The organism is Paenibacillus taichungensis (genome assembly GCF_003287275.1).
GTDB lineage: Bacteria > Bacillota > Bacilli > Paenibacillales > Paenibacillaceae > Paenibacillus > Paenibacillus taichungensis_A.
This window is the reverse complement of sequence record NZ_QEVW01000006.1, coordinates 169,013-195,426: the sequence shown is the minus strand read 5'-3', so window position 1 is coordinate 195,426 and position 26,414 is coordinate 169,013. Positions and strand designations below refer to the sequence as shown.

Below are 26,414 nucleotides of genomic sequence, written 5' to 3'. Positions count from 1 at the left end.
GTTGACTTCTCGTTTGTTGGCACTACAATGGGTAGTGTGAGGGGTGTCTGAACATGAGAATACACAATTTTAAAGTGGGTGAGCGTGGACTGAACCGGTTTTTCGGTCCGCTGGAGGCGAAGATTATGGACATTCTATGGGCGCGTCCAGGCAGCAGCATTCGCGAAGTGCAAACCGCACTAGAAAAAGATAAAGACGTTAATTTCAATACAGTCATGACGGTGATGAATCGTCTCGTGGACAAGGAGCTGCTCCACAAGTCGCAGAAGGGCCGAACGTCACTGTACCATCCGGTACAGAGCAGGGAGGAGTTTATGAACGACCAATCCAAGGAATTGTCACATGAGTTGGTGGATGAATTCGGGGTACTTGCTGTGAATCACATGCTGGATGCGCTGGATGAAGCAGATGCAGGGTTGATTGAGCGTCTGGAGCAGAAGATTAAGCAATGGAAAAAGGATAGCGATTGACATGTGGAAGGCCCGCTCGAAGCTGTTGTTTACCGTCGGGTTTGGCATTCCGTTATTCGTGTTCATGCAGATGTTCATGTACGCGATGTACAAAATTTTCGGTTGGGACATTCCGTTTAATCTGCTCTGGCTGTGTAATCATTGGATGAGCAGGCTGGGTTGGTTATCCATGGGGCATGTTCTTATGGCACTGGTTCTCCTGACTTTTGCAGGTACAGGCTGGTTGCTGTTCGATCGGATGATTAAGACACGTGCAGCGGTAAGGAAGCTTCGGTCAATGGAAGATAGGGCCATGTCTCAGGACCTTCAGGTGCGGTACCAACATTTGAAACAACCTGGATTCATTGTGGTGGACAAGCCGTCACCGGTGGCATTTACGATTGGTCTCTGGAAACCTTGTATTGTGCTTTCCACAGGGCTACTCACGATGCTGGATGCTGAAGAAGAAAGAGCGGTTGTGTATCATGAAGTGCACCATCTGTGGCATCGTGATCCACTCAAGACGACATTATTGTCGGTATTTGCCGTGATGATGCCTTATATTCCGGTGTTGAAGCATACTTCAAAACATTACAATATCATTAGAGAAATACTGGCTGACAATGAAGCAATTGAACGTACAGGGAACGCTGCGGGCATTGGTAGTGCACTGCTCAAACTGATCCGGGCTTGCCCTGAACCTTGGAGAATTAGAGAGACAGCTATTCAATCGTCTTTTGCCGATACTTCGGTGAATGTACGTATATCCCGTCTATTAGACCCGGAACAGGATGTTTCACTGTCGCTTCCCCGCTATGCGGTATTCATTTCTGCCACAGTGATCCTGCTGTTGTCTGTCTTGTTTGTTTGGTCAATTGGGTGAAATGTAACGTTGAACTTAAACTCCAAGGAGGAAGATGAATATGAATAGAAGCGTGGAGATTGGTTTGTTTTTTTCAAGGATCATGATTGGTCTTATTTTTGTATTACATGGTTGGAGCAAATTCGAAGGTGGAATTAGCGGTACAGTCGGGTTCTTTGAAAGTATCGGCATTCCTGGTTTTCTGGCATCGGTTGTAGCGATCATTGAGCTGGTGGGTGGTGCAGCCATGATTCTGGGCTTGGGAACACGAGTATTTGCTGCATTGTTCATTGTAGTGATGGGCGGGGTTCTGCTTACTGCCAAAGTGGGGCAGCCGTTCATGAGTGGTACTGAGTTTGAATATCTGATGCTGGCCGGTTCATTGACACTACTCTTCACAGGCAGCCGTTTCCTGGCGGTGGATCATTTCTTCTCCAGACAAGGGAACGCTCGTCAGAAAGTGAGTGCATAACGGGGTTATCACCATCCAATAGGGATGGATAATAATTTCATACAAGCAGGTATATCCTGCATAGAGGCCTTTTCTCGCTAGTCCGGCTTACGCACAATTTTTACGTGTGGACCGTTCGAACCGGGAAAAGGCTTTTTGTTTTGGACGAAAAGCCCATCGATTTGGTACAATGAGAATAAGTATGCTACTAAGAAAAAATAAGAGAACATATAGGAGGGTGCGCTTTATGATTAACGTCATTCCATCCGATTCCCGCTCCAGCTTCGACCGGGGCTGGCTGCGCGGCAATCACAGCTTTTCCTTTGGTGAATATCAGGACCCGGAGAATACTGCGTTTGGACCCATGCGGGTAGCTAACGACGATGTAATTGCCCCTGGTCGTGGTTTCGGGGCACACCCGCATAGTGATATGGAGATTGTGTCCATCGTGCTGAACGGGAAGTTGCGTCATGAAGATAACCTGGGCAATGTGGCAGTTACATCATTTGGTGGAATTCAGCGCATGTCAGCAGGCAGTGGCATGATTCATACCGAACACAATGCCTCGGATTCCGAAGAAGTACGTATACTTCAGCTCTGGTTTATGCCACATACGAGAGGACTTGAGCCGTCTTATGAGACGACTTCTTTTGATCCGGACGCACTCGCGGGAGCACTCGTACCCGTGGTTTCCCCTGAAGGTGGGGGACGTATCGCGTCCATTCATCAGGATATGACCATCTATCTTGGCCGATTGGATGCAGGTCAGACTTTAACATATGAACAGGCGGAAGATCGCCGTATGTACATTTTTGCTATAGAAGGCAAGATTGGCTTGAACGGAGAGTATCAGCTAAATGAAGGGGATACGGCACGTGTGGAACAGACGACATCCATGAAGCTGGATGCAAGCCAGGTCGCTTTTTATATGTTAATCGATCTGCCCTAGATTACCGAAATGGATTGAAACTCCAAGATTAAAGGAGGATGTACTTTTATGACGCAGCAGGAATGGTTCATGGTTAAACATGCAGTGACTGGGCGAGGGCTGGTGAACAGCAAAACAGATTCGATGTCCTATCGCTATCAAAAAGAAGGCAATGGATTTGTTTTTACCGTTACGGGTCTGGAGCAACAGGCGGTGGATAGCATTATGGAGCTTAGACAGGAACTGAACGTGTTTCGCTTTGTACAGCGTAAAGATCAGCCCTTGGTGAAGCACTGGTATTACGTTCAGGGAGACCAGGTTCAGTATGATAGAGAACGCCATACATTGACGATATATGCGGAATCGGAGATCCGCTATGTTCCTGAAGACTATTTTGCCGACTAATCGAAGCAGATCACTTTTAATAAAAATTTAAGCTTGACCTATGCAGCCCAGAGGTCTCTGTTATCCATACAGAGGCCTTTTTTTGCTGCCCTAGTTGAAGAAGGTATCTGGATTTTTATAAAAAGATCACATAATTCTGCGCGCTCTGGCACAAGCTACCTTGTATAAAAAAACAGGAACGGAGGGCGGCATATGGCGGACAAAACATCAGGGAAAGATGGTTCCGGGGATTCAGAAAAAAAGAAACACATCCCTTTGGGGTTGCCGTCTCCCCCTATTTTGAGGCAACCGATAAGCCTTTCACATGAAAGCCATATGTTGGCACTGGAAGACATTTTCTCAGATTGCTCGGATGTGGTCTTCCGCAATGTCAAGATTTCATCTGAAGTGGAAGGACTGCTTGTATACATCGAAGGCATCGTGAATTCGACGGACATTCAGGATCATATGCTTCGGCCACTCATTCGTGGTCTGATCGAGCAACGTACGGATGAACCTGCGGCTCCTCTGGATGATACACGTATCGCCCTGACGCAGGTGAAGAGAGTGGATACCTGGGCAGACGCAGCGGAGGGTGTGCTGGAATCTTCCGCACTGCTGTTGATCAACGGCAGCAAAGAGGCTTGGCTATTTAACGTCAAGGGCGGTGTGCGACGTGGTGTTGAGGAACCCCAGACCGAGTCGGTTATCCGGGGGCCACGCGAAGGCTTCACCGAGACATTACGGGTGAACACAGCTCTGCTTCGTTTCAAGCTGAAAACACCTGCACTTAAGATGTTAAGCATGACCATTGGGACCGAGACCAAAACCAATGTGGTGCTGACCTACATCGACGATATTGCCGACCCCAAGCTGATTAAAGATGTCAAAAAGCGTCTCAATAAAATTAAAATCGATGGCATTCTCGAAACGGGATATATAGAAGAACTTATTGAAGATCATCCATATTCCCCTTTTCCGCAGATGCATTATACCGAACGTCCGGATACGGTGGCAGGTAATCTGCTGGAAGGCCGATTTGCCATCTTTGTGGATGGAAGCCCGTTTGCCCTTATTGCTCCAGTGACCATGTGGCAAATGCTTCAGGCCAGTGAGGATTATTACGAACGGTTCTTTATCAGTAATCTGGTAAGATGGATTCGGTTTTTGTTTGTAGCTATCGCTCTATTTCTGCCTGCACTCTATATCGCCATTACAACCTTCCATCAGGATATGTTGCCAACCACGCTGATTCTGAGTATTGCCGGGGCAAGGGAGGCCATTCCATTCCCTGCACTGGTAGAGGCCCTCATCATGGAACTGTCATTCGAGGCTCTGCGGGAAGCGGGGGTCAGGTTACCCAAAACGGTAGGTCAGGCCGTCAGTATTTTGGGGGCACTTGTGATTGGACAGGCAGCCGTTCAGGCGGGGATCGTGTCCGCTCCCATGGTTATTATCGTATCTATGACAGGCATTGCGTCTTTCACGATTCCTCGTTTTAACTTTGCCATTACGGTACGTTTACTGCGTTTTCCGATCATGCTGCTTGCTGGTGCACTGGGCTTGTATGGCATTGTAATCGGACTGGTGCTGATCTCGGTACATCTAACACAAATGACCTCTTTTGGAGTACCTTATCTATCAGGTCTCAGCCCCTATAGCAAAACGGATACCAAGGATATTGTTATTCGTACACCATGGTGGAAGATGATCCATCGTCCTTCAACTGTTCATCGTGACCAGCAGCGGATGAATGAGAAGATCAACGGTTCCCCTGAAGCAGAAGAAGGGTGGTGAGCACATGGTTCTCATCCGTAAACGGCGGGCGGTAGCCATACTGCTCCTATGTACTATTTTCATATCAGGTTGCTGGGATCGGAAGGAAATTAATGATATCGCTTTTGTCATTGGTCTCTCCATCGACAAAGAAGAGGATAACTACAGAACCAGTCTGCAAATTGCCCTTCCCGGCCAGTCCGGTTCCTCTGGAAGTGAAGGTGGTGGTGGGGGCACAAGTGGCGACAAATCGTGGTTCATGTTATCCAATACAGCTAAAACCTTGCGCGGGACTTCGATTGAAGGCCAAAAGGCACTTTCCCGTGAGCTTTATTATGCACATCGACGTACCATGCTGATCGGAGAAGAGCTTGCACGTGAAGGCGTTGCTCCCATGCTGGACTTACTTACGCGTTACCCGCTTAACCGACTCTCTGCTCTACCAATTGTCACCAAAGGATCTGCCTACAAAGTGCTGGATACCGATGCGCCAATTGAAAAGTTCCCTTCTGAAATGGTACGTGAGCTGTGTTTCCTGAATATGCGCAGACCACGTTCACTCAAGACATTTACGGATGCAATTCTTTCCGAAGGAGTAGATCCATTTCTACCAGTTGCTTCGACTGCTGACAATGTGCCGAGTAACTGGAAGGACGTTAAGACGAACATTAAGTTAGATGGGATCGCTATTTTCAAGAAGGACAAACTGGTAGGCATGATAGAGAAGGCTCCCGCCGATGCGCTTATTTTAGCCATGGGCGAAGCCAATGAGCCGGAAGTGATGGTAAAAGCTCCGCGTGGAAAAGGTGATGTGTTCATCAAATTAAACGAAAATAACTCATCCTTGCATCCTCATGTTGAAAACGGGAAAGTCACGGTGACGATCGAGTTGTATGCGAAGGGAGTCATGGTAGATAACGAATCCAATTATGGTGATTTGCGAGACCAGGAGATGCAGAGCCTTACTCAGGTCCTTCACCAGAAAATTGAAGATGATATTAAGGAAGGGATTAGGCTGATTCAAAAACAATATCCTGCGGATATTTTGGGTCTGGGTCGTTCCATTCATCAGCAGCTTCCTCGGGAATGGAAAAAAATAAGGGATCGGTGGGATGATATCTATCCGGATGTGAAGGTGATTGTTGAACCACACATCATCATTGAAAATGTAGGGGTTATCAATAAACCGATTGGATTACAAGAGGAGGATATTGTCCATGATTAAGCCGCTGTTATTCACTTATTTGGGTATGGTTATTGCTGTAATCATCATGGATTTCAAACATGTGAAGCAGGCAGCGGTCATTAATCGGTGGTTATCCTACGGACTGATCGCCATCAGCGCCGGAATTTGGTTCTATGTGACTAACTTGAGCAAAACCGTCTTTGTGTCGGCATGGCTTACCCAGTTAATTCAACGTTGGCTACCGTTACCGTAAGGCTTTTCAACGAATTTTGAAGCATAAAGACAGAAAGGAGGTATTCCATGAATCAGAAAGTGACCAGTCGTCAGTTGGTGCTGCTCATCATGCTTCTTAGTATTACAGGCACGTTGATGCAACCCCATGCACAAGCCATTTTTTATGCTGAACAGCACGCCTATTTATCTTATATCCCTGTGTTTCTTGTCATGGTGGTATCACTATGGATGTTAAGCCGTGTTCAGCGACGGTTCCCCGATCGGGATTTGTTTGAATCTTTAGTGGAGCGTTTCCCCTTTTTGGGACGTGTGACAGGTGTGTTGTATACCCTGTTTTTTCTCTTTATCTTCGCCCGTGATATCCGGTTAATCGGTGACTATGTAAGCATTACCTTGCTGGAGACGACTCCGATTTCCATAATTGTATTGACCCTGTTGGTCATGGTTGTTTTTATCGTGAGGGGTGGTTTGGGGTCCTTAATAGGGATGTCCGAGCTGTATGTTACTCTGTTTGTGCTGAATTCATTGATTTTGCCGTTTATGCTCATTCAGCAAATAAACATGGATAATCTCATGCCGTATTTTGACATCAATGTTGCTGGAGTTGGCAAGGGGAGTTGGTACATATTTTCCTTTTTTGGTGAGATGATTGCCATCCCTTTTGTAATTAAAGGCAGTGATTTTCGATTCAAGTCGGTTATGTGGGGGATTACGATTGCGGCCCTGTTAATGATGCTGATTGTCATCGAAACCATCTTGGCTGTGGGTGTACCCATTGCATCCAGACTGGTATATCCCTCCTATGAGCTTGCAAGGCAACTGCAAATTAGTGATTTTCTTGATCGGTTTGACCTTGCACTAGCAGCGGTAACGCTACCTACGTTGATTACAAAGATCGCATTTGATCTGTATTTTGTCTGTTGGGGACTGAAACGAATGATTCCGAACGTCTCGGGTAAAGTCATGACAGGGCCAGTTGCTTTGATCGGATTTGTCTGCGCCTTCTGGTTTTTCAAAAACGCTGTTCAGCTCTTCCGCTTTACACGCGAATGGACATGGATTGGGATTGTGTTCGAGATACTATTTCCCATCATACTCTTCGTGTTCCTTCGTCCTCGCAAAAAAAGTGCGAATGATCGACGGACAACAGATAACCAGAAACAAAAGCAGAAACCAAAAGAGGACAAACAAGGGAAAGTATCACAGGGCAGAGAGAATTCTGACGGGGACAAACGTGAAGGACATCAGGGTGGAGAACTACAGCCTTCCTGATATATCCCATCAAAAATCGTTATAGATGAACCACTGAAAAGAGGGGGAACTCGGTTTCCCTCCATAGCAGTACCCTGTATACTGTAGTCAGACTGATGACATTCGGCTGAATTAACGGGGGGAACATGGATGGCTCAACATTTGGCAGGTATACGCGTAGCATTGACAGGACCACGAAAATCCAAAGAGATGTCCTTGCTGGTTGAGAAAATGGGAGGGATTCCAATAGTCCGACCTGCACAGGGAACTGTTTTTCTGGACGATCGTAATATTCGGGATGGTCTGGTATCCTGGATATCCGACCCGCCAGACTGGACGGTATTAACCACGGGTATGGGATTGGACGCTATTTTTGATATGGCTGAGGATATGGAGATTGCTGATCAATTGCTGGACGTATTATCGGAATCCTTGATTGCAGCAAGAGGATACAAAACAGTGAATGCACTCCGAAAACGTAAACTGACCCCGCTAGTGCGGGATGATGATGGCAGCACAGACGGGCTGATTCGTGAATTTGCGCCTCATGAACTTAAAGGACAGAAGGTCATGTTGCAACTGCATGGGGAAACCGCACCCAAGTTGGTCGGTTGGCTGGAGGAACAAGGGGCGCAAGTACGTCAGGTGCTCCCTTATCGTCACGTCCCACCCGAAGAGGGTGAACTGGAACAGTTGTTGAATGATATTTTGCTGCATGAGGTTGATGCTGTCGCGTTTACAAGTGGGCCGCAAGTACGATTTTTGGTTGAATACGCGGCGTCTAAGGGCAAGCTCGAATCCATGCAGGAAGCCTTCCGCCAAGGCGTGGTGCCTGCTTCGGTGGGCAGGGTAACGGCAAACGCGATGCGAGAAGAAGGTATTGAGGCCCTCGTGGTCCCAGAGGATGAGAAGATGGGAGCACTAATCGTTGAACTGGGGCGTTATTACGCTGCCCGATCTGAGGGCAAGGCTCATCTTTTACAATAACATGTGATCCAGTCTGGACTCATATGGATGCGTTGAATAAAACGCATTTAAGATGTCACGTTGTTCCCGGTTCTGATCCGCTATACGGGTCAGAACTTTTTTTGTTTTTGTCTCTATGATCGGTTCACTCTCTATAAACTGAACGACTCTGATTCAAGGAAATTCACCTGAGACTTTGGTCGTGAAGTTAGTTGTACCCATTCATAATTAAAGGTTTTTGGATAATAATGTGGAATGAATTAAAGACAGATTAAGCTTGTGAGGGAGGGACAGCATGATGAAAACCGTATGTGTAACCGGGGCAGCCCGGGGACTGGGGTTGGCTCTGACGGCACAAATGCTGAAGAGAGGTTATATCGTTTATGCGGCAGGGTTGGACATGGAAGAGTCCGAAGGGATTCGTACTCTGACGGATGCCTATCCAAAACATTTACGCATCATCGAACTGGACATTGCGGATGATCTGTCCGTAGCTTTGTTCACGGAGACACTTAAGCTGGATACAGAGCATTTGGATATGCTTATCAATAATGCGGCTATACTAGGAAGTATTACCGATCATATCCGCGGACCGTTAAATATGGCGGAGATGGCAGAAGTATTCAATGTAAATACCCTGGGGACATTACGTGTGACTCATGCCTTATTGCCCCTCCTTCTGCAAGGGACAAACAAGCTGATCGTCGATATATCTTCGGAGGCAGGCAGTATTGAGCAGTGTAGCCGGGATGGATGGTTCGCCTATTGTATGTCCAAATCTGCGTTAAACATGCAGGCCCGCCTTGTGCATAATGGTCTGAAAAATGAGGGTGGGCAAGTGATGCTGATACATCCCGGCTGGGTACAGAGTTATATGAGCGGGGAATTAAATACCGATGCGGACCTTACGCCAGATCAATCGGCTCAGCATATCACAGCACTCATCGATCGCCATAAGGAGTTTATGGGCGATTCGCCCGCGTATGTAGATTACAAGGGGGATACCCTTCCTTGGTAATTCTGTTATAGGTAATTTGAAAGGAGTTTTTATTGATGGATCATCGTAAAAAAGCGTTGTTACTTGGTGATTATACTCATCCGGACTGGCATCCGCTGCAAGGGGTGGATGCGGAAATTAGTCGGATTTTTCACGATACTATGACTGTGCAGTGCAGTGAGAATCGCAACATGCTGCTGCAAGAAAATATAACCGGTTTTGATGTGTGTATCTGCTACATGGATGATTGGAAGGGAAAAGTCTCTCCTCAGCAGACAGCAGGCTTATTGTCCTATGTTAGTAATGGAGGTGGACTGCTCATTATACATAACGGAATTTCGCTCCAAAATCGTTATGAGCTGAAGCAGATGATTGGTGCCAAATTCCTGCATCATCCACCTTATGCCCCACTAGAGTTCACAGTAACGGCAGAGAGCCATCCAGTGACGGAAGGCATTTCGGGATTTACGATGGAGGAAGAGCCTTATCAGTTCGAATTCGGTTCATTTGCAGAAACGAAAGTTCTGCTGGAGTATCAATCCGAAGAAGGGCCGAAGCCCGCAGCTTGGGCGCATAGATATGGTGTTGGACGCATTGTTTACCTGATGCCAGGACATCATGTACCATCTTTTGCCCATGAAACCTATCGTCAGTTAATTCTGCAAGCAGGAAAATGGGCTGCGCGCTACGTATAGCCTGACCGTTTCTTTTGTGAGCAGCTGATTAGGGGTATACTATAGAGATCAACGAAGAGGAGGATGACAAGAATGAGCGATTTGTTCAAAAAGGCAATCTCGTTAGGGCTCGGTCTTACTGTTGTAAGCAAGGAGAAAATTGAGAAAACCGTGGATGATCTGGTCAAGCGCGGGGAACTGGCACCTGGTGAATCCAAAGCGTTGGTTGAACGCCTGATGGAACGGGGCGATGAAGAGCAGGGCCAGTTCAAAAGAATGATTCACGAACAGGTCAAGCGCGTTCTTCAGGAAGTGGGCGTTCCATCCGAGAGTGATGTAACCAGTTTGGAACAGCGTGTTGCCGTCCTTGAGAAAAAGCTTGCGGAACTGGGTCACACACCACAGCTTCAACCTGATGTATCCCCAGCTCCACTTGAAGTTCCTCCTCTCAAAGGAAACGAGATCGAGTAGATGGCTGTGCGAATCAAACATGTCGGCAGATACCGGGAAATTGCCATGGCGCTGGTGCGTCATGGCTTCGGTTATATGGTTGAGGAGCTGGGTTTGTTCCAGTTGCTGGCCATACCCCGGCGGTGGATGTCGCGTGAAGCCCACACCACCAAGACATTAAGTGAACGCATACGACTCGTGCTGCAGGAGCTGGGGCCAGCTTTCGTTAAGCTGGGGCAACTGGCAAGCACAAGGGCGGATCTGTTGCCCGAGTCTGTGATTCGGGAATTGGTGAAGCTGCAGGATCAAGTCCCGCCGTTTTCCTCGGAGACAGCACGGGGTATTTTGGAACAGGAATTGGATACACCGCTGGAGGAGATCTTTTCCCGGTTCGAGGATACCCCTGTGGCTGCGGCTAGTATTGGACAGGTGCATCTGGGTAAACTCCGAAGCGGTGAGGCCGTAGCTATTAAGATTCAGCGGCCCGGTATATCGCGTATCGTTCAGCGCGATCTGGATATTTTAAGAGAATTGACGTCCATGGCGGAGAAACGCTGGGATTGGGTAAAGCAATATCAGATTCCGCAAATGGTAGAAGAGTATGCTCAGGCACTGATGGCCGAGCTGGATTATACCGTTGAGGGTCGTAATACGGAGAAGATTGCACAGCAATATCAGCAGGATGGCAAAGTAAAAATACCGGTGATCTACTGGGATCAAACGTCTTCTCGTGTGCTTACCATGGAGTACATTGAAGGTATCAAGCTGAATGACCGTGACGAGTTGATTAAACGTGGGCATGATCTGAATAACATTGCGCAGCGGCTGGTGGATTCACTGTTGAATCAGATCTTTATTCATGGATTCTTTCATGCCGATCCACATCCGGGTAATCTGATGGTTCTGAAGGATGGCAGGCTTGCCTTTATTGATTTTGGCATGGTGGGCAGTCTGAGCGATGAGATGAAGCAGCACCTGGCTTCCCTCATCATCGGATTGATGCGCAAAGATACGGACAGCATGATTCGGGCGATCGAGAAGCTGGGCATGATGCCGGATGATATGGATCTGCGAGGACTTCATAGCGATCTGGATAAGCTGCGCACCAAATACTATGATATTCCCTTTTCCAAAATTAGTGTGGGACAAGCATTGAACGATCTGTTCGGTGTAGCCCAGCGGCATCGGGTCGTCATGCCTGCTGATATTCTGCTGCTAGGGAAGTCGCTGCTTACCATGGAAGGTGTTATCGAACATCTCGATCCTTCCTTGAGTATCGTGGATATGGCAGAACCATTTGGCCGCAAGCTGATCAAGGAACGCTTTAATCCAGGAAGGATCAGGAATCGGGTGTTCCGCAGCGCGGCTGATATGGCTGAGAGTGTCATGGGTCTGCCTGGGCAGTTAAGGCAATTGTCTTCCATTATTAGCAAAGGAAAACTGCGGCTGGAGATCAGTGTCCCTGAACTGGACGCGCTCATGCGCAGAATGGACCAGATCAGTAATCGGCTGTCCTTCAGTATTGTACTGCTCGCATTTTGTATCATTATGGTTGGGTTGATCATCGGTTCTTCGATTAGTCACCAGTCCACCATGTTATGGGATATTCCGGTCATTGAGATCGGTTTTCTGGTAGCCATTCTGATGGTGGCCTTTCTGCTTTATTCGATATTTAAATCGGGAAGATTTTAAGTATAAGCGTAATCAAGAGAGTCGTTAACGCTTCCTAGCAGGGGAGCATTAACGACTTTTTTTGGGTTTGGTCATGGCTTGGTGATGCATATATAAGATAAACAGAGCATAACTGAGATATTTTACATAAATAAGAGATAATACAAGATAATATACCAATTGCGGATACATACTCTGTTCGTGTAGAAGAGACACTGGGACTATAATAATAGGTCAGTACATTAACGGACCCGGTTTTTCTGAGAGGGGAAAACCTAGAGACATCATGATTGGTTCATGATGTCTCGAAAGCAAGACACCTGAATGTTGGAGTGGAAATAATAGGTGCACACTGGAACGGACGAGACATGTACGGACATGATATCGGATATCTTATTCCGATTATGGTCAACCCACATGTTTTCAACCTATACAGACACATTTTTGCGGGAGGGTATTCCGCTGTTTTGTGTTGTCTGTTGTAGTTGCTTAGTGACGAACCATTCCATTGCCGTTCAGTAGATAAGACAAATTTGAGTTTAAATACGTAGGAGGACCGGCAAAGGACGATATGAATACTTTAAAACAACAATGGTTTGGTAACATTCGCGGAGACGTGCTGGCAGGCATAACGGTAGCGCTGGCGCTTATTCCGGAAGCCATTGCCTTCTCGATCATTGCGGGTGTCGATCCGATGGTCGGATTGTACGCTTCAATTACGATTGCCATCGTGATCTCAATTGCGGGCGGAAGACCGGGCATGATCTCGGCAGCAACGGGCGCTATGGCGGTACTGATGGTGGGACTCGTCAAGGATTATGGCGTGGAGTATCTGTTTGCCGCTACAATTCTGACAGGTATAGTTCAGTTTATTCTGGGGATTTTCAAGGTGGGTCGGTTTATTACATTTGTGCCTCATTCCGTACTGACCGGGTTTGTGAATGCACTGGCGATTCTCATCTTTATGGCTCAGCTTACCCATTTCACGGGTGCTAATTGGATTATGTATGTGATGGTAGCGGGTACGTTGGCGATTATTTATATTTTGCCACGTTTTTTCAAAAGCGTTCCGGCTCCACTGATTGCTATTGTAATCATGACGATCATTACGGCTCTGTTACATCTGGACGTCAAAACCGTAGGTGATATGGGGAATCTCACGAGTACCCTGCCTATGTTCCATCTGCCGAATATCGACTGGTCCCTCAATACGCTAATGATCCTTCTGCCTTATTCGTTCACGATGGCTCTGGTAGGTTTGCTGGAATCTTTGCTGACTGCAACGATTGTGGATGAAATGACCGAGACCAAGAGCAGCAAGAACCGTGAAGTACGTGGTCAGGGGATTGCCAACTTCGTTAATGGCCTTTTCGGTGGCATGGGTGGTTGCGCGATGATTGGACAGTCGGTTATTAATGTGAAATCTGGTGGACGAGGTCGATTATCCACATTTACGGCTGGTGCTTTTCTGGCCATATTGTTGTTATTGCTTAGTGGTGTGGTGAAAGAGGTGCCAATGGGTGCACTCGTTGGTGTGATGTTTATGGTGTGCATTGGTACGTTTGACTGGAGTTCCATCAAGAACATTGCGCGTGTGCCACGTGCGGAAGCCTTCGTTATGGTAGTCACGGTTGCCATTGTGGTGTATACCCACGATCTGTCTATCGGTGTGATGGTCGGCGTTGTGCTTAGTGTGCTTCATTTTGGTTGGAAACAGACCAAGATTCGTGTTCAGGCAAATGAGGAGCAGGGACAGAAGGTGTACCGTATTCACGGACCGTTCTTCTTTGGTTCATCTTCCCGCTTCGTTGATGAGTTCAATGCTGAGGCTGATCCTCAGGAAATCACGATTGATTTTGGGGGCTCACATATTTGGGATAACACGGCGGTTGTTGCCATTGGTAAAGTGAAGTTTAAATATGCGAAACTGGGCAAAACGGTGCATCTTCGCGGACTGAATGAGGAAAGCTCTCGTTTGCTTGAGAAGAGCGGTTTTGCCACGGTGCAAGGGCACAGTTCGTAACTTGGTTGCAACGAAGTAGACAACAAAAAAGTTATTTTTTATCAGCGGCGCGCTTTTTCCGGATTTAAGTCGGAAGAGGGCGCCGCTGTTTTTATTAGAGGATGGGTGTGCACTGCGTTGGAGTGGTAATGCTAGTTTTAGTGGTTGATGTTATTGTGTTGAAGGTTGTGTCTTTCTCTCTGCGTAAGTTCTAACGAACCTGGCACGTCTTATATGGGGTTATTTGATGTTTTCGTTATTCTAAAGAATCTCAGACATCTTATTTTGCCGATCTCACCAATACTGTAGCCGTTCTGCTTGTATTTCCGGGTAATAAGGTGGCTCGAGTTCGTTAGAAATTCCAAACGGTTCTAATTGTCGGAATAGGGTGTACTGGATTCGTTGAAATTAGTGATAAAGTGGTAGTCACCATTCTCAGGGAAGCTCCTATAGTTGCTCTCAAAGCTATCCTTAAGCTCACTTGGTCGCTATAAGTCACACTGATCTTGGGATTTTGTGCTACAAGTTGAGGGTGTAACGCCCGATCCCCTTTTGTTTTGCTTGACTAACGTGTAAACTACAGGGTATGGAGAAGAAGAGCAACGGACCGATTGCTTTTTAAAAAATTCATTTCATAATCATGATTGATATACGGAAAACTAGTCTTGATTGAAGCCAAGTGAAAGCAATTATGAAATGGACTTATCTAAATGAATATACAGAGGTGTAACGATTGGCAAACTTTGAACAACTGGGCATTCGCCCGGAATGGTGCGAGATCCTGAAACATCAGGGTATCGCCGTGCCGACTCCGGTACAGGAGCGTTCGATTCCGGTACTGCTGGGTGGGCGCGATATTATTGCTGAGGCACAGACGGGTACAGGGAAAACGCTGGCTTTTCTGCTGCCGATTATTCAGAAAATTAACGTATCCGACCGCTCGCCGCAAGCACTGATTATTGCTCCTACGCGGGAGTTGGCGCTGCAAATTACGGAAGAAGCGAAGAAGCTGACTGCAAACGACGATAAGCTGCATGTTCTCGCGGTATACGGCGGACAAGATGTGGACAAGCAACTCCGCAAATTGCAAAACGGTACACAGATCGTGATTGGTACGCCGGGGCGTCTCCTGGACCATCTGCGTCGTGGCACGTTGAAGCTGGATAATGTGAAAAAACTGGTGCTGGATGAAGCCGATCAAATGCTGCACATGGGCTTCCTGGATGATGTGGAGACCATCCTTCGTGAACTGCCACACAAACGTCAGACGATGCTGTTCTCGGCAACGATGCCGAAAGGCATTCGCGTCTTGGCGAAGAACTATATGAAAGATCCGGAGGATGTGAAGGTATCCTCCAAGTCTGTGATTCCGATCAATCAGATTCGCCAGCAGGTGCTGGAGTGCACGGATCGTGGCAAACTTGAGGCACTTCGCGGCATGATTGATACGTATCGCCCTTACCTGGCGATTGTTTTTTGCCGGACCAAGCGCCGTGCATCCAAGCTGAACGAAGATCTGCGTGAAGCAGGTTATGCGAGCGATGAACTTCATGGAGACCTGTCCCAATCCAAGCGTGAGAATGTAATGAAAGCATTCCGCGACGCGAAATTGCAAATCCTTGTTGCTACGGATGTTGCTGCACGCGGACTGGATGTTGAAGGCGTAACGCATGTATTCAACTACGATATGCCGCATGATGCGGAAAGCTATATCCACCGGATCGGCCGTACGGGTCGTGCTGGCGGCACGGGCCTTGCCGTGACATTTGCGACACAGCACGACAGACCTGAGCTCGCTCGTATTGAGGAAGGCACCAATCAGAAGCTTTCCCGTATCCAGTGGACAAGTGAAGGTCCGGTAGCATCAACTGGAGCCAATAGACGTTCCATCAACAGTCAGGGTGATGAAGAACGTTCTGGCGGACGCTCCGCTGGGACAGGCAGTGCCCGTCGCGGCGCAGGACGTACCGGCCGCAGTGAAGGCGGACGTGGCGGTCGTGGTGGTTCCCGTGGCGGTGAAGTTGGACGCAGCGGTGGTCGCAGCGGTGGTCGTAGTGGCGGCCGCAGTGGCGACGAGCGCAGCCCAGGCCGTGGTTCCGCGCGCAGCAGCGACAGCAGTCGCGGTGCAGCGGGACAAGGCGGGCGCGGTGCAGGTCGCAGCGGCGATGAGCGCAGCAGCGGCTGGGGCGGCCGTAGCGCCGACAAGCGCAGCTCCGGGCGCAGCAGTGAAGGTTCACGCCGACCGGACTCCGCAGGACGTGGGCCGGCCAAGAGCGACCGCCGCGATTCTCGTCGCGGGCGGTAAAAACGATAAAACCTATGGCGGGTAATCTGGAAGGACGCCATACATTTTCCAAATATCAAAACACCTCATCCTAGACCTAAGGATGGGGTGTTTTTTCGTGGAAACTTATATGATAAAACTATACAATGTCACGCGTAATTCCAGTACGTATGCAGGGGTAAACAGATTTTGGTTCGTCTATATAACAGGGATTGAGTTTGCACTAATTTACATTTCGAGTCCATTTACAACAGCTCTACACACGAACATCTGCGTACGAATCCCGATATTTCTCGTTATAGACCCGACCAACCGACTCCGCCAGCCCACCGCGTGCCTTACCAGGATACAGCTCCAGAGTTTGATAGAGCCGCATAAACCGATCTTTGGGCATAAAGCGCGCGTAGCGGGTAATAAGACTTGGGAACAACTCAATATATTTACTTTTGCGTACAGCGGCGGCGGCTACAGCCGTCAGAATCTGAATCCCGTTGTGCAGCTGCAAAATATTTACTTCGTACGTTGCGATATACCTAATCGCATCTTCACGGACCAGTTCGGGCTTCAGCCGTGCGATTTCACCGATATATTCAGCGAGCAGCCGCTCGAAGCTATGCAGCAGCAAAGGTTTGAGCTGCAGGTCCATATCACTGCGCAGCACAAAGGATTGCAGCAGCGCAACCTGCTGCAGACGAATCCGGTCATTATAGACGAGCGAACCGATCTCCCGGAGCATTTCATAGGCTAACGCTTCATCCTGCTTGCGTGCTTCTGCGACAAGAGCCCAATTCCGGTTAATGCCTTGGCGAATCGCTTCCTCATCCTGACGCAGCATGCGTTTGAGTTCACGCTGTTGTTCGACTTGGAAGGACCGCTTTTGCATGAAGATCAATCCAGCCAGAAACAGGAGGGAGATACTGGCCGCTGCCATCGTTTGGTCTATGGTTTCACCAAAATAGGTGGCCGCTGCACCAAGGATTACCGTGATAAATAGGTCGCGTGCGATTCGCCGTTTGACGCGAGAAGAGGCGCGTTCATCCACTTTGGCAAGAGTGCCGCGTCCACAGGCAGTACAGTGGTCCTCCCACAGGCAGGTGTACTGGCCACACCGCTTGCAAACACGCAACTTTTGAAACGCATGCGTTGTTCTTATAAAAGGTCTGATGGATACAACTTGTTTAGTGCTCATGCTCAATCACGCTCGCCATTCAGAATAGTGTAGAGGGTTCGATCGGCATCTTCCCGGGAAACGGGTTTGCGCCGATGAAGCAGGAACGCAATCACCTTTATAATGACAAAAAGAAACAATATGGCGAGGCATCCGTATGTAACCATAATCCGTTCCTTTCTATGGCTTGATCATTTTGCTTTTATTATAAGATGAACTATTGTTTGCAGACCCGAGTCACTTCGATGGCAGAATAACCTTCCGATCGCTGTTACCCCAGATTTCCTTGATTCCCTTTTGCTAAAGGGAGAAATCCGGTGATAAGCGTATGCTTCCGATGCAGCTTTCTTACAGAAAGCTTTTAGGCGATCGCTTCGCTTCTTCAGGTCCTTTCTGCCCTCTCGGTTAGAGTGTGATTCTTATATTCATCTTATAAACGATAATCTGATCAAGCGTCGTTATATTGCAGTTTGCTGGCAATAACTATATCATATTTCCATAGTTGGAACTTTCATGCCAGTTAATGACGTGAATTCGTCGATTTTTGTCAGTCATTACAAAACTGTAACTCAAGATAGGGGTGCTTTTCAGAATTTATTAGTAGACTGTTAAGATTTCCTTAAGGCTTGACGCCTATAATAAACTATTCCCATTTTAATCTCAAACGTGAAGGAGTACACCCAATGCTGCGGACAAGCAAAATACGCTGGCTCAGCGGAACTCTGGTTCTGCTGGCATTTCTAACGCTGCTGTTACCTCAGGCGTTGCTGCCACATGCTGCAGCGGCTCAGGCACAGACAAGCGGAATCGATGCGGTACTTGTAGCCGATGTAAGTAATTCAATGAATACAAGTGACCGTGACAAGATCAGCAATGAAGCCATGAAAATGTTTATTGATATGCTGCCGGTCCAGGGGGACAAGGTAGGGATTGTCGCTTACACCGATCAGGTGGAGCGGGAAAAGGCATTGCTGGAGATTCAATCCGATGCGGACAAGAGCAGCCTGAAAGATTTTATTGATCAGCTCGGCCGAGGGCCATATACCGATATCTCTGTTGGGGTGGCCGAAGCGGTGAATGTGCTCAACCATGGGGCTGACAAGTCTCACTCACCAATGATCGTGCTGCTGGCTGACGGCAACAACGATTTTAACAAAACGAAAGGTCGCACCCAGTCTCAATCGGATGCGGATCTGGCAAAAGCCGTCAAAGAAGCACAGGATCAGGGGATTCCCGTGTATACGATTGGACTGAACGCAGACGGAAAACTGAACAAGGACGCACTTGCAGATCTGGCTCAGCAGACCGGAGGCAAGTCCTTTATTACAGATACACCGGATGATCTGCCACAGATTCTGAGTGAGATTTTCGCCGATCATGCCAAACTGAATGTCGTGAAGCTGCCCTCCATTACTGGAAACGGCAGTTATCAGGAAGTTACCGTGAACGTACCGAACGACAGTGTACTTGAAGCCAACATCTCGATTATGTCTTCAAAACAAGTTCAAATTGAATTAACCGATCCTTCAGGCAAGGCCGTAGATCTGAACTCTGACGCAGCCAAGCTTTCGACTTCGAAGAGTTATTCCTTGGTGAAGCTGCTCAAACCTCAGGAAGGCGACTGGAAACTTCGGGTAAAAGGGGCTCCGAAAGACAGCATCGATATCAACCTGTTATTCAACTATGATCTCCAGCTCGTCGTGGACCCAATTAAGACCAAGTCCTATACGAAGGGCGACAAAGTGGATCTGAGTGCCAAGCTGGAGAATGGAGGCCAGCCTCTGCAGGATAATGATCTGTATGCCGATATGAAGGCGACATTGGTCGTAAACGATCAGGATACAGGTAAAAGCACGGAGCAACCGCTCGAAAACACGGGCTCCGGGTTCGCCGGAACGTTTGAAGTGCCGGACAAACATAACTACGAGCTTGTTATCCGTGCAGAAGAAGACAGCTTCTACCGGGAAAGTGCTCCGATTACGATCAATGCGGGCGGAGCAGCCGGTAGCGGGACTCAGCCAACGACTCCTGCGGGCGAGCAGGATAAGCCGTTTCCATGGATGCCTGTTATTTTGGGAGTGATCGCCTTGATCATAGTAGCCGTGGGTGGTTGGTTCCTGTTAGGCTGGCTGAAACGCAAAAACCGTGGGTTTGTCGGACAGATGGTTGTCGAAATTCGTGATGAGAATACCGGCGACAAGTCGTACCCGCAATATAAAAAGCTGGCATCGTTCCGGGGTAGATTCCATCTGCACCAGCTGTTACAGCTGGACCCTGAATTGAAGGAAACCGAGAGATATGTATTTACACCCAGCAATGGGGATCGAATTATAATCCGCAACACTGCAGGCGGAACGCTGGAGAAATCCGGCCGTGCCGTTGATGCAAGCTCAGGCGTTGAACTGAAGAACGGTGACCGACTGAGCATCCCGCTGCAACAGGCGGACAAAACGATTTTGATCGAGTACTTGGTCTAAAAATGATTGCCAATAGAAGTTGGTACTAACCGTTTACACAAGAACGTAGAGGACAGAAATAACCTGAAGAAGCGTAGCGTGCGCCTGAAAGCTTTCTGAAAGAAAGCTGCTACGGAAGCATACGCTATCCCCGGATTTTCACCTTTGTAAAATAAATCAAAAAATAAGGGGATAACAGCGATCGGAAGGTTGTTCTGTCATCGGAGTGGCAAGTGTAATTATGTTGTAGTTCCGACTGCGTTAATCCAAGGGAGGACATGGAATGAAACCGATTGTTAGAGAACATATTCAGCAACTGGATGTATCACTTGGCGGAGGTATTGTCAGTGAGAAAATCAGAGTCGATACGATTGATAATCCGATTCTGATTATCGGTCTTGGAGGAACAGGTATTGATGCACTGTTGCGTCTTAAATACCAGATTAACCGACGTTTCAAGCTGCCACAGGACCCGGTATCCAAGAAAAAAATGGACAAACCGTCCAACGTGGAGTTTCTTGCTTTTGAAACGAACGAACAGGATCGCGCCAAAAAGTATAAAGGCATCGGACTTGATCCCATTAATGAATTCGTACTGCTGTCCAACGCCGAGATTGGTGGACTGCTTCAGAACCGCAGCGTATTGGAGCCGTATATTACGGACTGGCTGTCTCCGGAGCTGAGCATCACCGACGGCATGAATGGCGCCGCAGGGGTGCGTCAGGCTGGACGTCTGCTGTTGTTCACCAAGATTAATCAGGTCGTGCAGGCGATCGACAAAAAGATCAAAACATTATCAGTAGGCACCAACAAGAAACTGATGGTGTTCCTGCTGACCGGTCTTTCCGGCGGTACGGGCAGTGGTTGCTTCCTCGATATTTCTTATATTGTGCGCGGGATTATCGAACGTGATCACGGCTCTGCCGGGATTGACCGCGTGAACACGCTGGGATATCTGTTCACTCCAGACGTGAACCTGTCCAACAAAAGCTTGAGTGAGCACACTCGTGAATATATCCGTAAGAATGGATACGCTGCGCTCAAGGAACTGGATTACTGGATGAACGTGGACAGTCGGGGGGAGCGCTTCTCCCAGAAATACGGCAATATTCTGACCGTTAATTCACCGCTGCCGCCGTTCAACCTGTGTCATCTCATTTCTGCAACCAACACGGAAGGCAAACTGCTGGAGAATGCTTATGATTACTGCATGAACGTCACCGCCGAGAACATCACCAACTTTATGGCGAGTGAGGAAAAGCAATCCGGCGAGGAGTTTGCCATCCACGATTATATTAGCAACATTCGCACGAACATTGCACAGATGAACAAAGCCTATCCGGCCAACTATGATTACAACATTATCGGTGCATCTTCAGCGGTACTGCCGATCGAAGAAATGACGACGTATCTGGCTTACCGCATGTTCGACAAAATGAGTACCATGTTCTCCAAAGCGCCGAACCAGGAGGACACGGAGAAGTTTGCCCGCAAGCTCGGCATTGATCTCGAAAGTGTGGTCAAGTCCTTCGAAGCCCGTGTGCCGGAGCCGTTGCCAGGTTACCAGAACAGTGAGCGTTTATCCTATGGCAATTTAGTGAAATCGCAGGTCGTGAACATGGACACCGAACTGGAGCAGAACTTCCTGGCCCGTGCCCGTGAGGAATATATCAAGGCGAAGAAGCAACTGCCGGGAGAAATTGCGGGTCAGTTCACCGAACAGATCCGGCGTATGTTTTTGCATCCTGAACAGGGTCCGTTCTATGTCTCCCGTCTGATCTACACGGAAAAAGGCTTCTGTGTACTGAAGATGATTCAGTCTTACATTGAAACCCTGCGTGAGAATGCCTTCCGCATTCCGCGTGACATTGAGGCTGCTCAGGAGCAGTCCGAAGAGAAACTGGGCGATGCGAAGAGTGCGTTCGTCTCCAAAGAGAAGAAGAAGAATGCTTATATTGAAGCAAAAATTCATGAATACTGGTTGCATGCCGATGTGGAACGCAATGATCAGATGATCGAGTTCTACGAAGATCTGTATGAATTGCTGAACCAAGAGAACAGCCGCATTTATAACGTATTTACCGAAACGCTGAACGCACTCAGCTCGATCTTCTCCAAAAACGGGGATATCCTGACACGCGGTGAAGAACAGTCGGATCACAAAGGCAACAAAACGTATTACTGGAACGTTGTAAGTGTGCCGGATATCGTCAGTGTGGTGGATGGACTGCTGGACAAACGCGATACGGATGACCTGATCCGCGACTTCTCGCGTGAATTGTTGGAGAACTCGAGCCAGTGGGTGAAAGAAAACGAGATCGATATTGTCAGCTCCATCTCTGATTTCCTGACCGAGAAATTCGGCGATCTGATTACCCGCTCGATGGAGGACTTCCTGGTGATCAAATATGGACAGGATGAGTCGGTCGAGAAATTCGTGGAACGCTTCATTGCAGGCAAACTGGATGATGAGGCAGTTCCGGTGTTCAATCTGAGCAACAGCACAGGCAGTCTGCATTTCCCATCCTGGGGATTCGTATCGGTGCCTGCACAGGCGCCGGGCATTCTGAGAGGGATTCGCAACTATCAGAACAATGCGGTGGGCAAATCTCATTTTACCGTCAAGGAAAGTGAAGTGCGCAACCGGATCTTCTGGCTGAACACTCGCAACGGGGTGCCACTGTTTGTGTACACACCGCTCAAAGTATATGAGGAAAGTTATGAACGAACTATTTTGGACAAAGAAGGCATCGGACGCCATCTGGTGCAAACCGAGAAGAATAACTGGACCTATCTGCCGTCGCCAATTCCAGAAAAGTCATGGGGAGATGTGTACGAGAACGCCCGGGTGAAGCAGTACAATGCCCGTGTACGTACCGAATTTGAGCAGGCGCTTGGATACCATATTGTGACAGCCAAATCCATTGATGAGAATACAAGCAACCGCTATGCAATTGTGACAACGGAACCGTTTGACCTGTCTGCGAAGCTGGGTGCCTACGACATGCGCCTGACGTCCACTACGCCGAATCTGGGTGAAGTGAAACGGGCAGTCATGGAATTGAAACGCCTGCAAACCGAAGGATTGCCACGGGTGTCGGTGAAGGACATTTTCGGAAGTATTAATGAAGATTTGGCCAAAGAAAACCTGGTGCGTTCCCCGCAGCTGATCGCGCGGGTACGAGAAGAACTGGCGAAGATGAACGCCATTTCGGCCAAAGTCACCGAGCTGGAAGGCATTCTCGCCCAGCATCAGGACGAGGAGCAGTGGTATGACCGCTTCATCGAAGCACTATACACGGACACCATCGTGAAGAAGGGTGCGCTGTACGTCTATGACCGTGATCCGGAAGAAGACGCATGGGAGCCGTTTGCGAATCTGATGAAGAGCCGCAACTTTGCCGAATATGAAGTGTTTGGCAACTTCCGTGGACTGGCAGAGAAGGATCGCAGCACGTTGCTGCGCAAAGCTTCCCGCCGTGATAATGACCTGACCGCTTCCGAAGATATCACGCCACTGCTTACGAAGCTGGATGATCTGGCTGCATTGTTCATGGAATCCCGTGATCGTCTGGAATACGAGCGAGTGGAACTGGCAAACGGGGAAGACATCTACCAGTTCTACAGAACGATGTCATCGAAACTGAATGACATTCGCAGAAGGCTGAAGTAAGATGGCGGCCGGGATGGAGTTCAGCTCAAACAATGCTCTGAAGCGCAATCTGGAGAAGTATGCAGCACAGTATGCAACAGAGCAGGAGCGTCAAGGCAGCCTGGGTGATGGTCGCAGCAGCATCCATTACCCCGCGTTGTTCCTGTTCGTGGGTGACCAGGTCGCTCCGGCAGTGTCTGCTGTCCAGGAAATCAACCGGCTGAAGTGGGATAACGGAGAAGGCGTAGTCTATGTACAGATTGGAACGGAAAATCAGGAAGATGCCCGTCATCGTGACCATGATGCCGTGCAAACGAAGCATGACCATTACATCGATGGTGCTCATTCAGGATATGCAGGTGTTAACGGCTTGAGTGATGCAAGGAATGGTAGCACTTCTGATGATGGTCAGGTGACCCGTCACGTGCTTCCCTTGTCCACCATACAGACGGATCGACCTTCCAAAACGCTTCGCAAGGACGTGCATCGCAGTTTCCACGATTCAGATCAGGCACTCTTTGGTCTGAATCGTACCTTGCGGCGGGTGAGTAATCGTATTGCCGAATACGGACGCCTATATTCATCGTTCGATCGAATCTACGTGACCGTTGTGACCAGAGCAGATGATCCATTGAATGTATTGTTGCCGGAGCTTACCAAGCTGACCGAAACGATACTGGCTCAATCCTTCAAGTCGGTACAGACCGATTTGCATGTGCTGGTCAGCGAGATGGAGCAGGTCGATTCCTTCGGCTATGCAAGCGCGGCGGGACTCGCTTTTCTGCGGGAACTGGATTACATGCAGGGGCTGGACTATACGTTCAGTGGCAATCTGCTTGTTACGGAGGACGGTATCTCCATTCCGGTTACGCATCCTGCTTCTCCGTTATTTGATCTCGTATATATTTTGTCAGACAAGAATGAGCGGGGGACCGGCGTACCCGGTGGGTGGATGGAAAACGCCGAGATCATCTGCCGAATCTGTCTGCTCAAGAACCGGAAGCAGGATGCCGACAGCTCTGGTTCCGTCTCAAGCACAGGGGCCAACACGTATAACAATACGTCGTTCAAAAATAACATTCGTACGACCTCGGATCAGCATGGGTATGCCAGTGCAGGTTTTGCCGAGATTAGACGGCCGAACAAACCCATTGCACTCGCGGTGTTGTATCATCTGTATCGTTATTTGCTTGAACGGATGCGGCAGGAACCCGAATGGAGCATCAAGGACAAGCTCGCCTTTTTGGGACTGGACGGGGCTTCGGTAGAACGTAAAGTGGAAGGAATTCTTCCCGATGAGGATCTGGTGAGCGGCATGAGCGGCATTATGACGCATAACGTCAGCTTCTCCGATCTGAAGCCGCTCTCGCTGCGTGAAGCGGAGAGAGCGCTGTTCGGGCAGGGGGCAGAGGCGTACTTCCGTGATAACGTGGTTCGTCTTGCCGAGGAACGAGTACGTCAGCGCAGCACGGAAGACTCCCTTCGTCGTAAAGCTGAGCGATCGCGCAAGGAGCATCCTGAGGTTGGCTATTTTCAGTGGGCTGCCTGGAGTGACAGCGGGTTCGGCAGCGTGCGTGAGGCTTTGCTTGGACTGATTCGTGATAAATCGGTGCAGCTTGAATCCGCACGTGCCTTGCTTGAGCAGCGTCAGCAGGAGCGGGTAGAGGATCAGTCGTTTAAACGGGCGTTGTTCCGTGACAAACAGAACGTGCGCAACCTGATCGATTGTTTGCTGGAACGCGTGTATGTGCCCAAAGTTGAATTGCTGCGCCTGGAGAATGAATTGCAGCTGCTTCGTGTTTACGACACAGAGCTGGAACAACTGCATACGTTCAGCCGGAATGTAACGGAAACCCTGGCAGCGTTGGAACGTGTTTTGCGCGAGACAGCGGTAGAGAGCATAGCAGCTGCAGATGAATATATCGGTCAGAACGTAATGGAGTACTATGGCAAAGTGACGGAAACGCTGATTGCAGATTTGGAGGCAAAGCGTGGACGGGATGTCTGGTTTGAGGACCGCTATATGGGGGATATGAACCGTCTTGCCACAGAAGGAAACGAACGGCTCCTGCAACGCCTAATGGAGGTATGCCATGTTATGCTGCTTACAGCAGAACCGCTCCGGGTACCTTTCGAAGAAGAATTGCTATTACGGGCGAATGTTACAATTACCTATGGCGACAAAAATGTACTGACTCGTGATGATTTGTTCCGCCGATTGTATCGTACACTGGAAGAACAGGCTGTCGTTCGGGTAAGGGTATTCGACTATACGCAGGAGCATCGTTATGAAGAAAAATATTTCTTTGGTGATCACCATAGTGCCTTCATGGACTATGCGGCGCATGCAGAAGAAACGTCACGGATCTATAAGCTGGGTGTGGTGTACGAAGAACGAAGCAGTGGTGTGGAGAAGCTGAATCTGATGGGGGGCTTCCATCTGGAAGACCTGATGGTGTATCGCAATGGTCGGGTGTATTACGATTCGTATACGGAGAATGGTTATGAGCTCCATCCCTCCGATCTGGCCGAGAAGCTGTCACCCATGCGTTAAAACATAAGGCTGTATCTTA

General features: G+C 48.6%; 21 protein-coding genes. 19 read left to right on the top strand and 2 right to left on the bottom strand.

The window, feature by feature from the left end:
• Positions 1–53: 53 nt before the first annotated feature.
• From DC345_RS10145 to DC345_RS10070, 16 genes are all read left to right on the top strand, one after another.
• The gene (locus DC345_RS10145) at positions 54–470 is read left to right on the top strand and encodes a BlaI/MecI/CopY family transcriptional regulator (RefSeq protein WP_076287498.1); all 417 of its coding nucleotides are present in this window, start codon (positions 54–56) and stop codon (positions 468–470) included.
• 1 nt (position 471) lies between these two features.
• A complete protein-coding gene (locus tag DC345_RS10140; RefSeq protein ID WP_113052986.1) occupies positions 472–1,332 on the top strand; it encodes a M56 family metallopeptidase in 861 nt (286 codons plus the stop codon).
• A gap of 40 nt (positions 1,333–1,372) precedes the next feature.
• A complete protein-coding gene (locus DC345_RS10135) occupies positions 1,373–1,783 on the top strand; it encodes a DoxX family protein (protein WP_181586545.1) in 411 nt (136 codons plus the stop codon).
• Positions 1,784–2,009: 226 nt separating this feature from the next.
• Positions 2,010–2,711: a pirin family protein gene (locus tag DC345_RS10130; RefSeq protein WP_113052984.1), complete on the top strand. Its 702-nt coding sequence runs from the start codon at positions 2,010–2,012 to the stop codon at positions 2,709–2,711.
• A 48-nt stretch (positions 2,712–2,759) separates the two neighbouring features.
• Positions 2,760–3,095, top strand: coding sequence for a hypothetical protein (locus tag DC345_RS10125; protein ID WP_113052983.1), 336 nt, complete (start codon positions 2,760–2,762; stop codon positions 3,093–3,095).
• Positions 3,096–3,410: 315 nt separating this feature from the next.
• Entirely contained in the window at positions 3,411–4,871 is a 1,461-nt protein-coding gene (locus DC345_RS10120) for a spore germination protein (RefSeq protein WP_397333661.1), read from the top strand.
• Complete coding sequence (locus DC345_RS10115; RefSeq protein WP_113052981.1) at positions 4,828–6,075, top strand: Ger(x)C family spore germination protein; 1,248 nt, start codon at positions 4,828–4,830, stop codon at positions 6,073–6,075. Before DC345_RS10120 ends, DC345_RS10115 begins: the two co-directional genes overlap by 44 nt.
• Positions 6,068–6,289, top strand: coding sequence for a hypothetical protein (locus DC345_RS10110; RefSeq protein ID WP_113052980.1), 222 nt, complete (start codon positions 6,068–6,070; stop codon positions 6,287–6,289). Before DC345_RS10115 ends, DC345_RS10110 begins: the two co-directional genes overlap by 8 nt.
• Positions 6,290–6,336: 47 nt before the next feature.
• Complete coding sequence (locus tag DC345_RS10105; protein ID WP_113052979.1) at positions 6,337–7,542, top strand: GerAB/ArcD/ProY family transporter; 1,206 nt, start codon at positions 6,337–6,339, stop codon at positions 7,540–7,542.
• Positions 7,543–7,671: 129 nt separating this feature from the next.
• Positions 7,672–8,508 (top strand): uroporphyrinogen-III synthase, encoded by an 837-nt coding sequence (locus DC345_RS10100; protein WP_113052978.1) that lies wholly within the window; start codon positions 7,672–7,674, stop codon positions 8,506–8,508.
• A gap of 274 nt (positions 8,509–8,782) precedes the next feature.
• Positions 8,783–9,505: an SDR family oxidoreductase gene (locus DC345_RS10095; RefSeq protein WP_258530608.1), complete on the top strand. Its 723-nt coding sequence runs from the start codon at positions 8,783–8,785 to the stop codon at positions 9,503–9,505.
• Between the two features lie 35 nt (positions 9,506–9,540).
• On the top strand, positions 9,541–10,179 hold the full coding sequence (locus DC345_RS10090; protein WP_113052977.1) for a ThuA domain-containing protein: 639 nt from the start codon (positions 9,541–9,543) through the stop codon (positions 10,177–10,179).
• A gap of 72 nt (positions 10,180–10,251) precedes the next feature.
• Positions 10,252–10,629 (top strand): phasin family protein, encoded by a 378-nt coding sequence (locus DC345_RS10085; protein WP_053782782.1) that lies wholly within the window; start codon positions 10,252–10,254, stop codon positions 10,627–10,629.
• Positions 10,630–12,300 carry an ABC1 kinase family protein gene (locus tag DC345_RS10080; RefSeq protein ID WP_113052976.1) on the top strand — a complete coding sequence of 557 codons (1,671 nt, stop codon included), beginning with the start codon at positions 10,630–10,632 and terminating at the stop codon, positions 12,298–12,300. It abuts the gene before it with no gap.
• 550 nt (positions 12,301–12,850) lie between these two features.
• Positions 12,851–14,302 carry a SulP family inorganic anion transporter gene (locus DC345_RS10075; RefSeq protein WP_113052975.1) on the top strand — a complete coding sequence of 484 codons (1,452 nt, stop codon included), beginning with the start codon at positions 12,851–12,853 and terminating at the stop codon, positions 14,300–14,302.
• Between the two features lie 712 nt (positions 14,303–15,014).
• Entirely contained in the window at positions 15,015–16,586 is a 1,572-nt protein-coding gene (locus DC345_RS10070; protein WP_113052974.1) for a DEAD/DEAH box helicase, read from the top strand.
• Positions 16,587–16,821: 235 nt separating this feature from the next.
• Here DC345_RS10070 and DC345_RS10065 read toward each other — a convergent pair whose 3' ends face one another.
• Both DC345_RS10065 and DC345_RS31700 read right to left on the bottom strand, forming a co-directional pair.
• Complete coding sequence (locus tag DC345_RS10065; protein ID WP_146752123.1) at positions 16,822–17,754, bottom strand: hypothetical protein; 933 nt, start codon at positions 17,752–17,754, stop codon at positions 16,822–16,824.
• A 2-nt stretch (positions 17,755–17,756) separates the two neighbouring features.
• Positions 17,757–17,900 carry a hypothetical protein gene (locus DC345_RS31700; protein WP_167434777.1) on the bottom strand — a complete coding sequence of 48 codons (144 nt, stop codon included), beginning with the start codon at positions 17,898–17,900 and terminating at the stop codon, positions 17,757–17,759.
• 516 nt (positions 17,901–18,416) lie between these two features.
• Between DC345_RS31700 and DC345_RS10060 the strand changes: the two genes are divergently transcribed.
• From DC345_RS10060 to DC345_RS10050, 3 genes are all read left to right on the top strand, one after another.
• Positions 18,417–20,210 (top strand): vWA domain-containing protein, encoded by a 1,794-nt coding sequence (locus DC345_RS10060; protein WP_113052972.1) that lies wholly within the window; start codon positions 18,417–18,419, stop codon positions 20,208–20,210.
• Positions 20,211–20,472: 262 nt separating this feature from the next.
• Complete coding sequence (locus DC345_RS10055; RefSeq protein ID WP_113052971.1) at positions 20,473–23,862, top strand: tubulin-like doman-containing protein; 3,390 nt, start codon at positions 20,473–20,475, stop codon at positions 23,860–23,862.
• Between the two features lies 1 nt (position 23,863).
• Positions 23,864–26,395, top strand: a complete 2,532-nt coding sequence (locus DC345_RS10050) for a transcription initiation factor TFIID (RefSeq protein WP_113052970.1) — start codon at positions 23,864–23,866, stop codon at positions 26,393–26,395.
• The last annotated feature ends 19 nt before the right edge of the window (positions 26,396–26,414 follow it).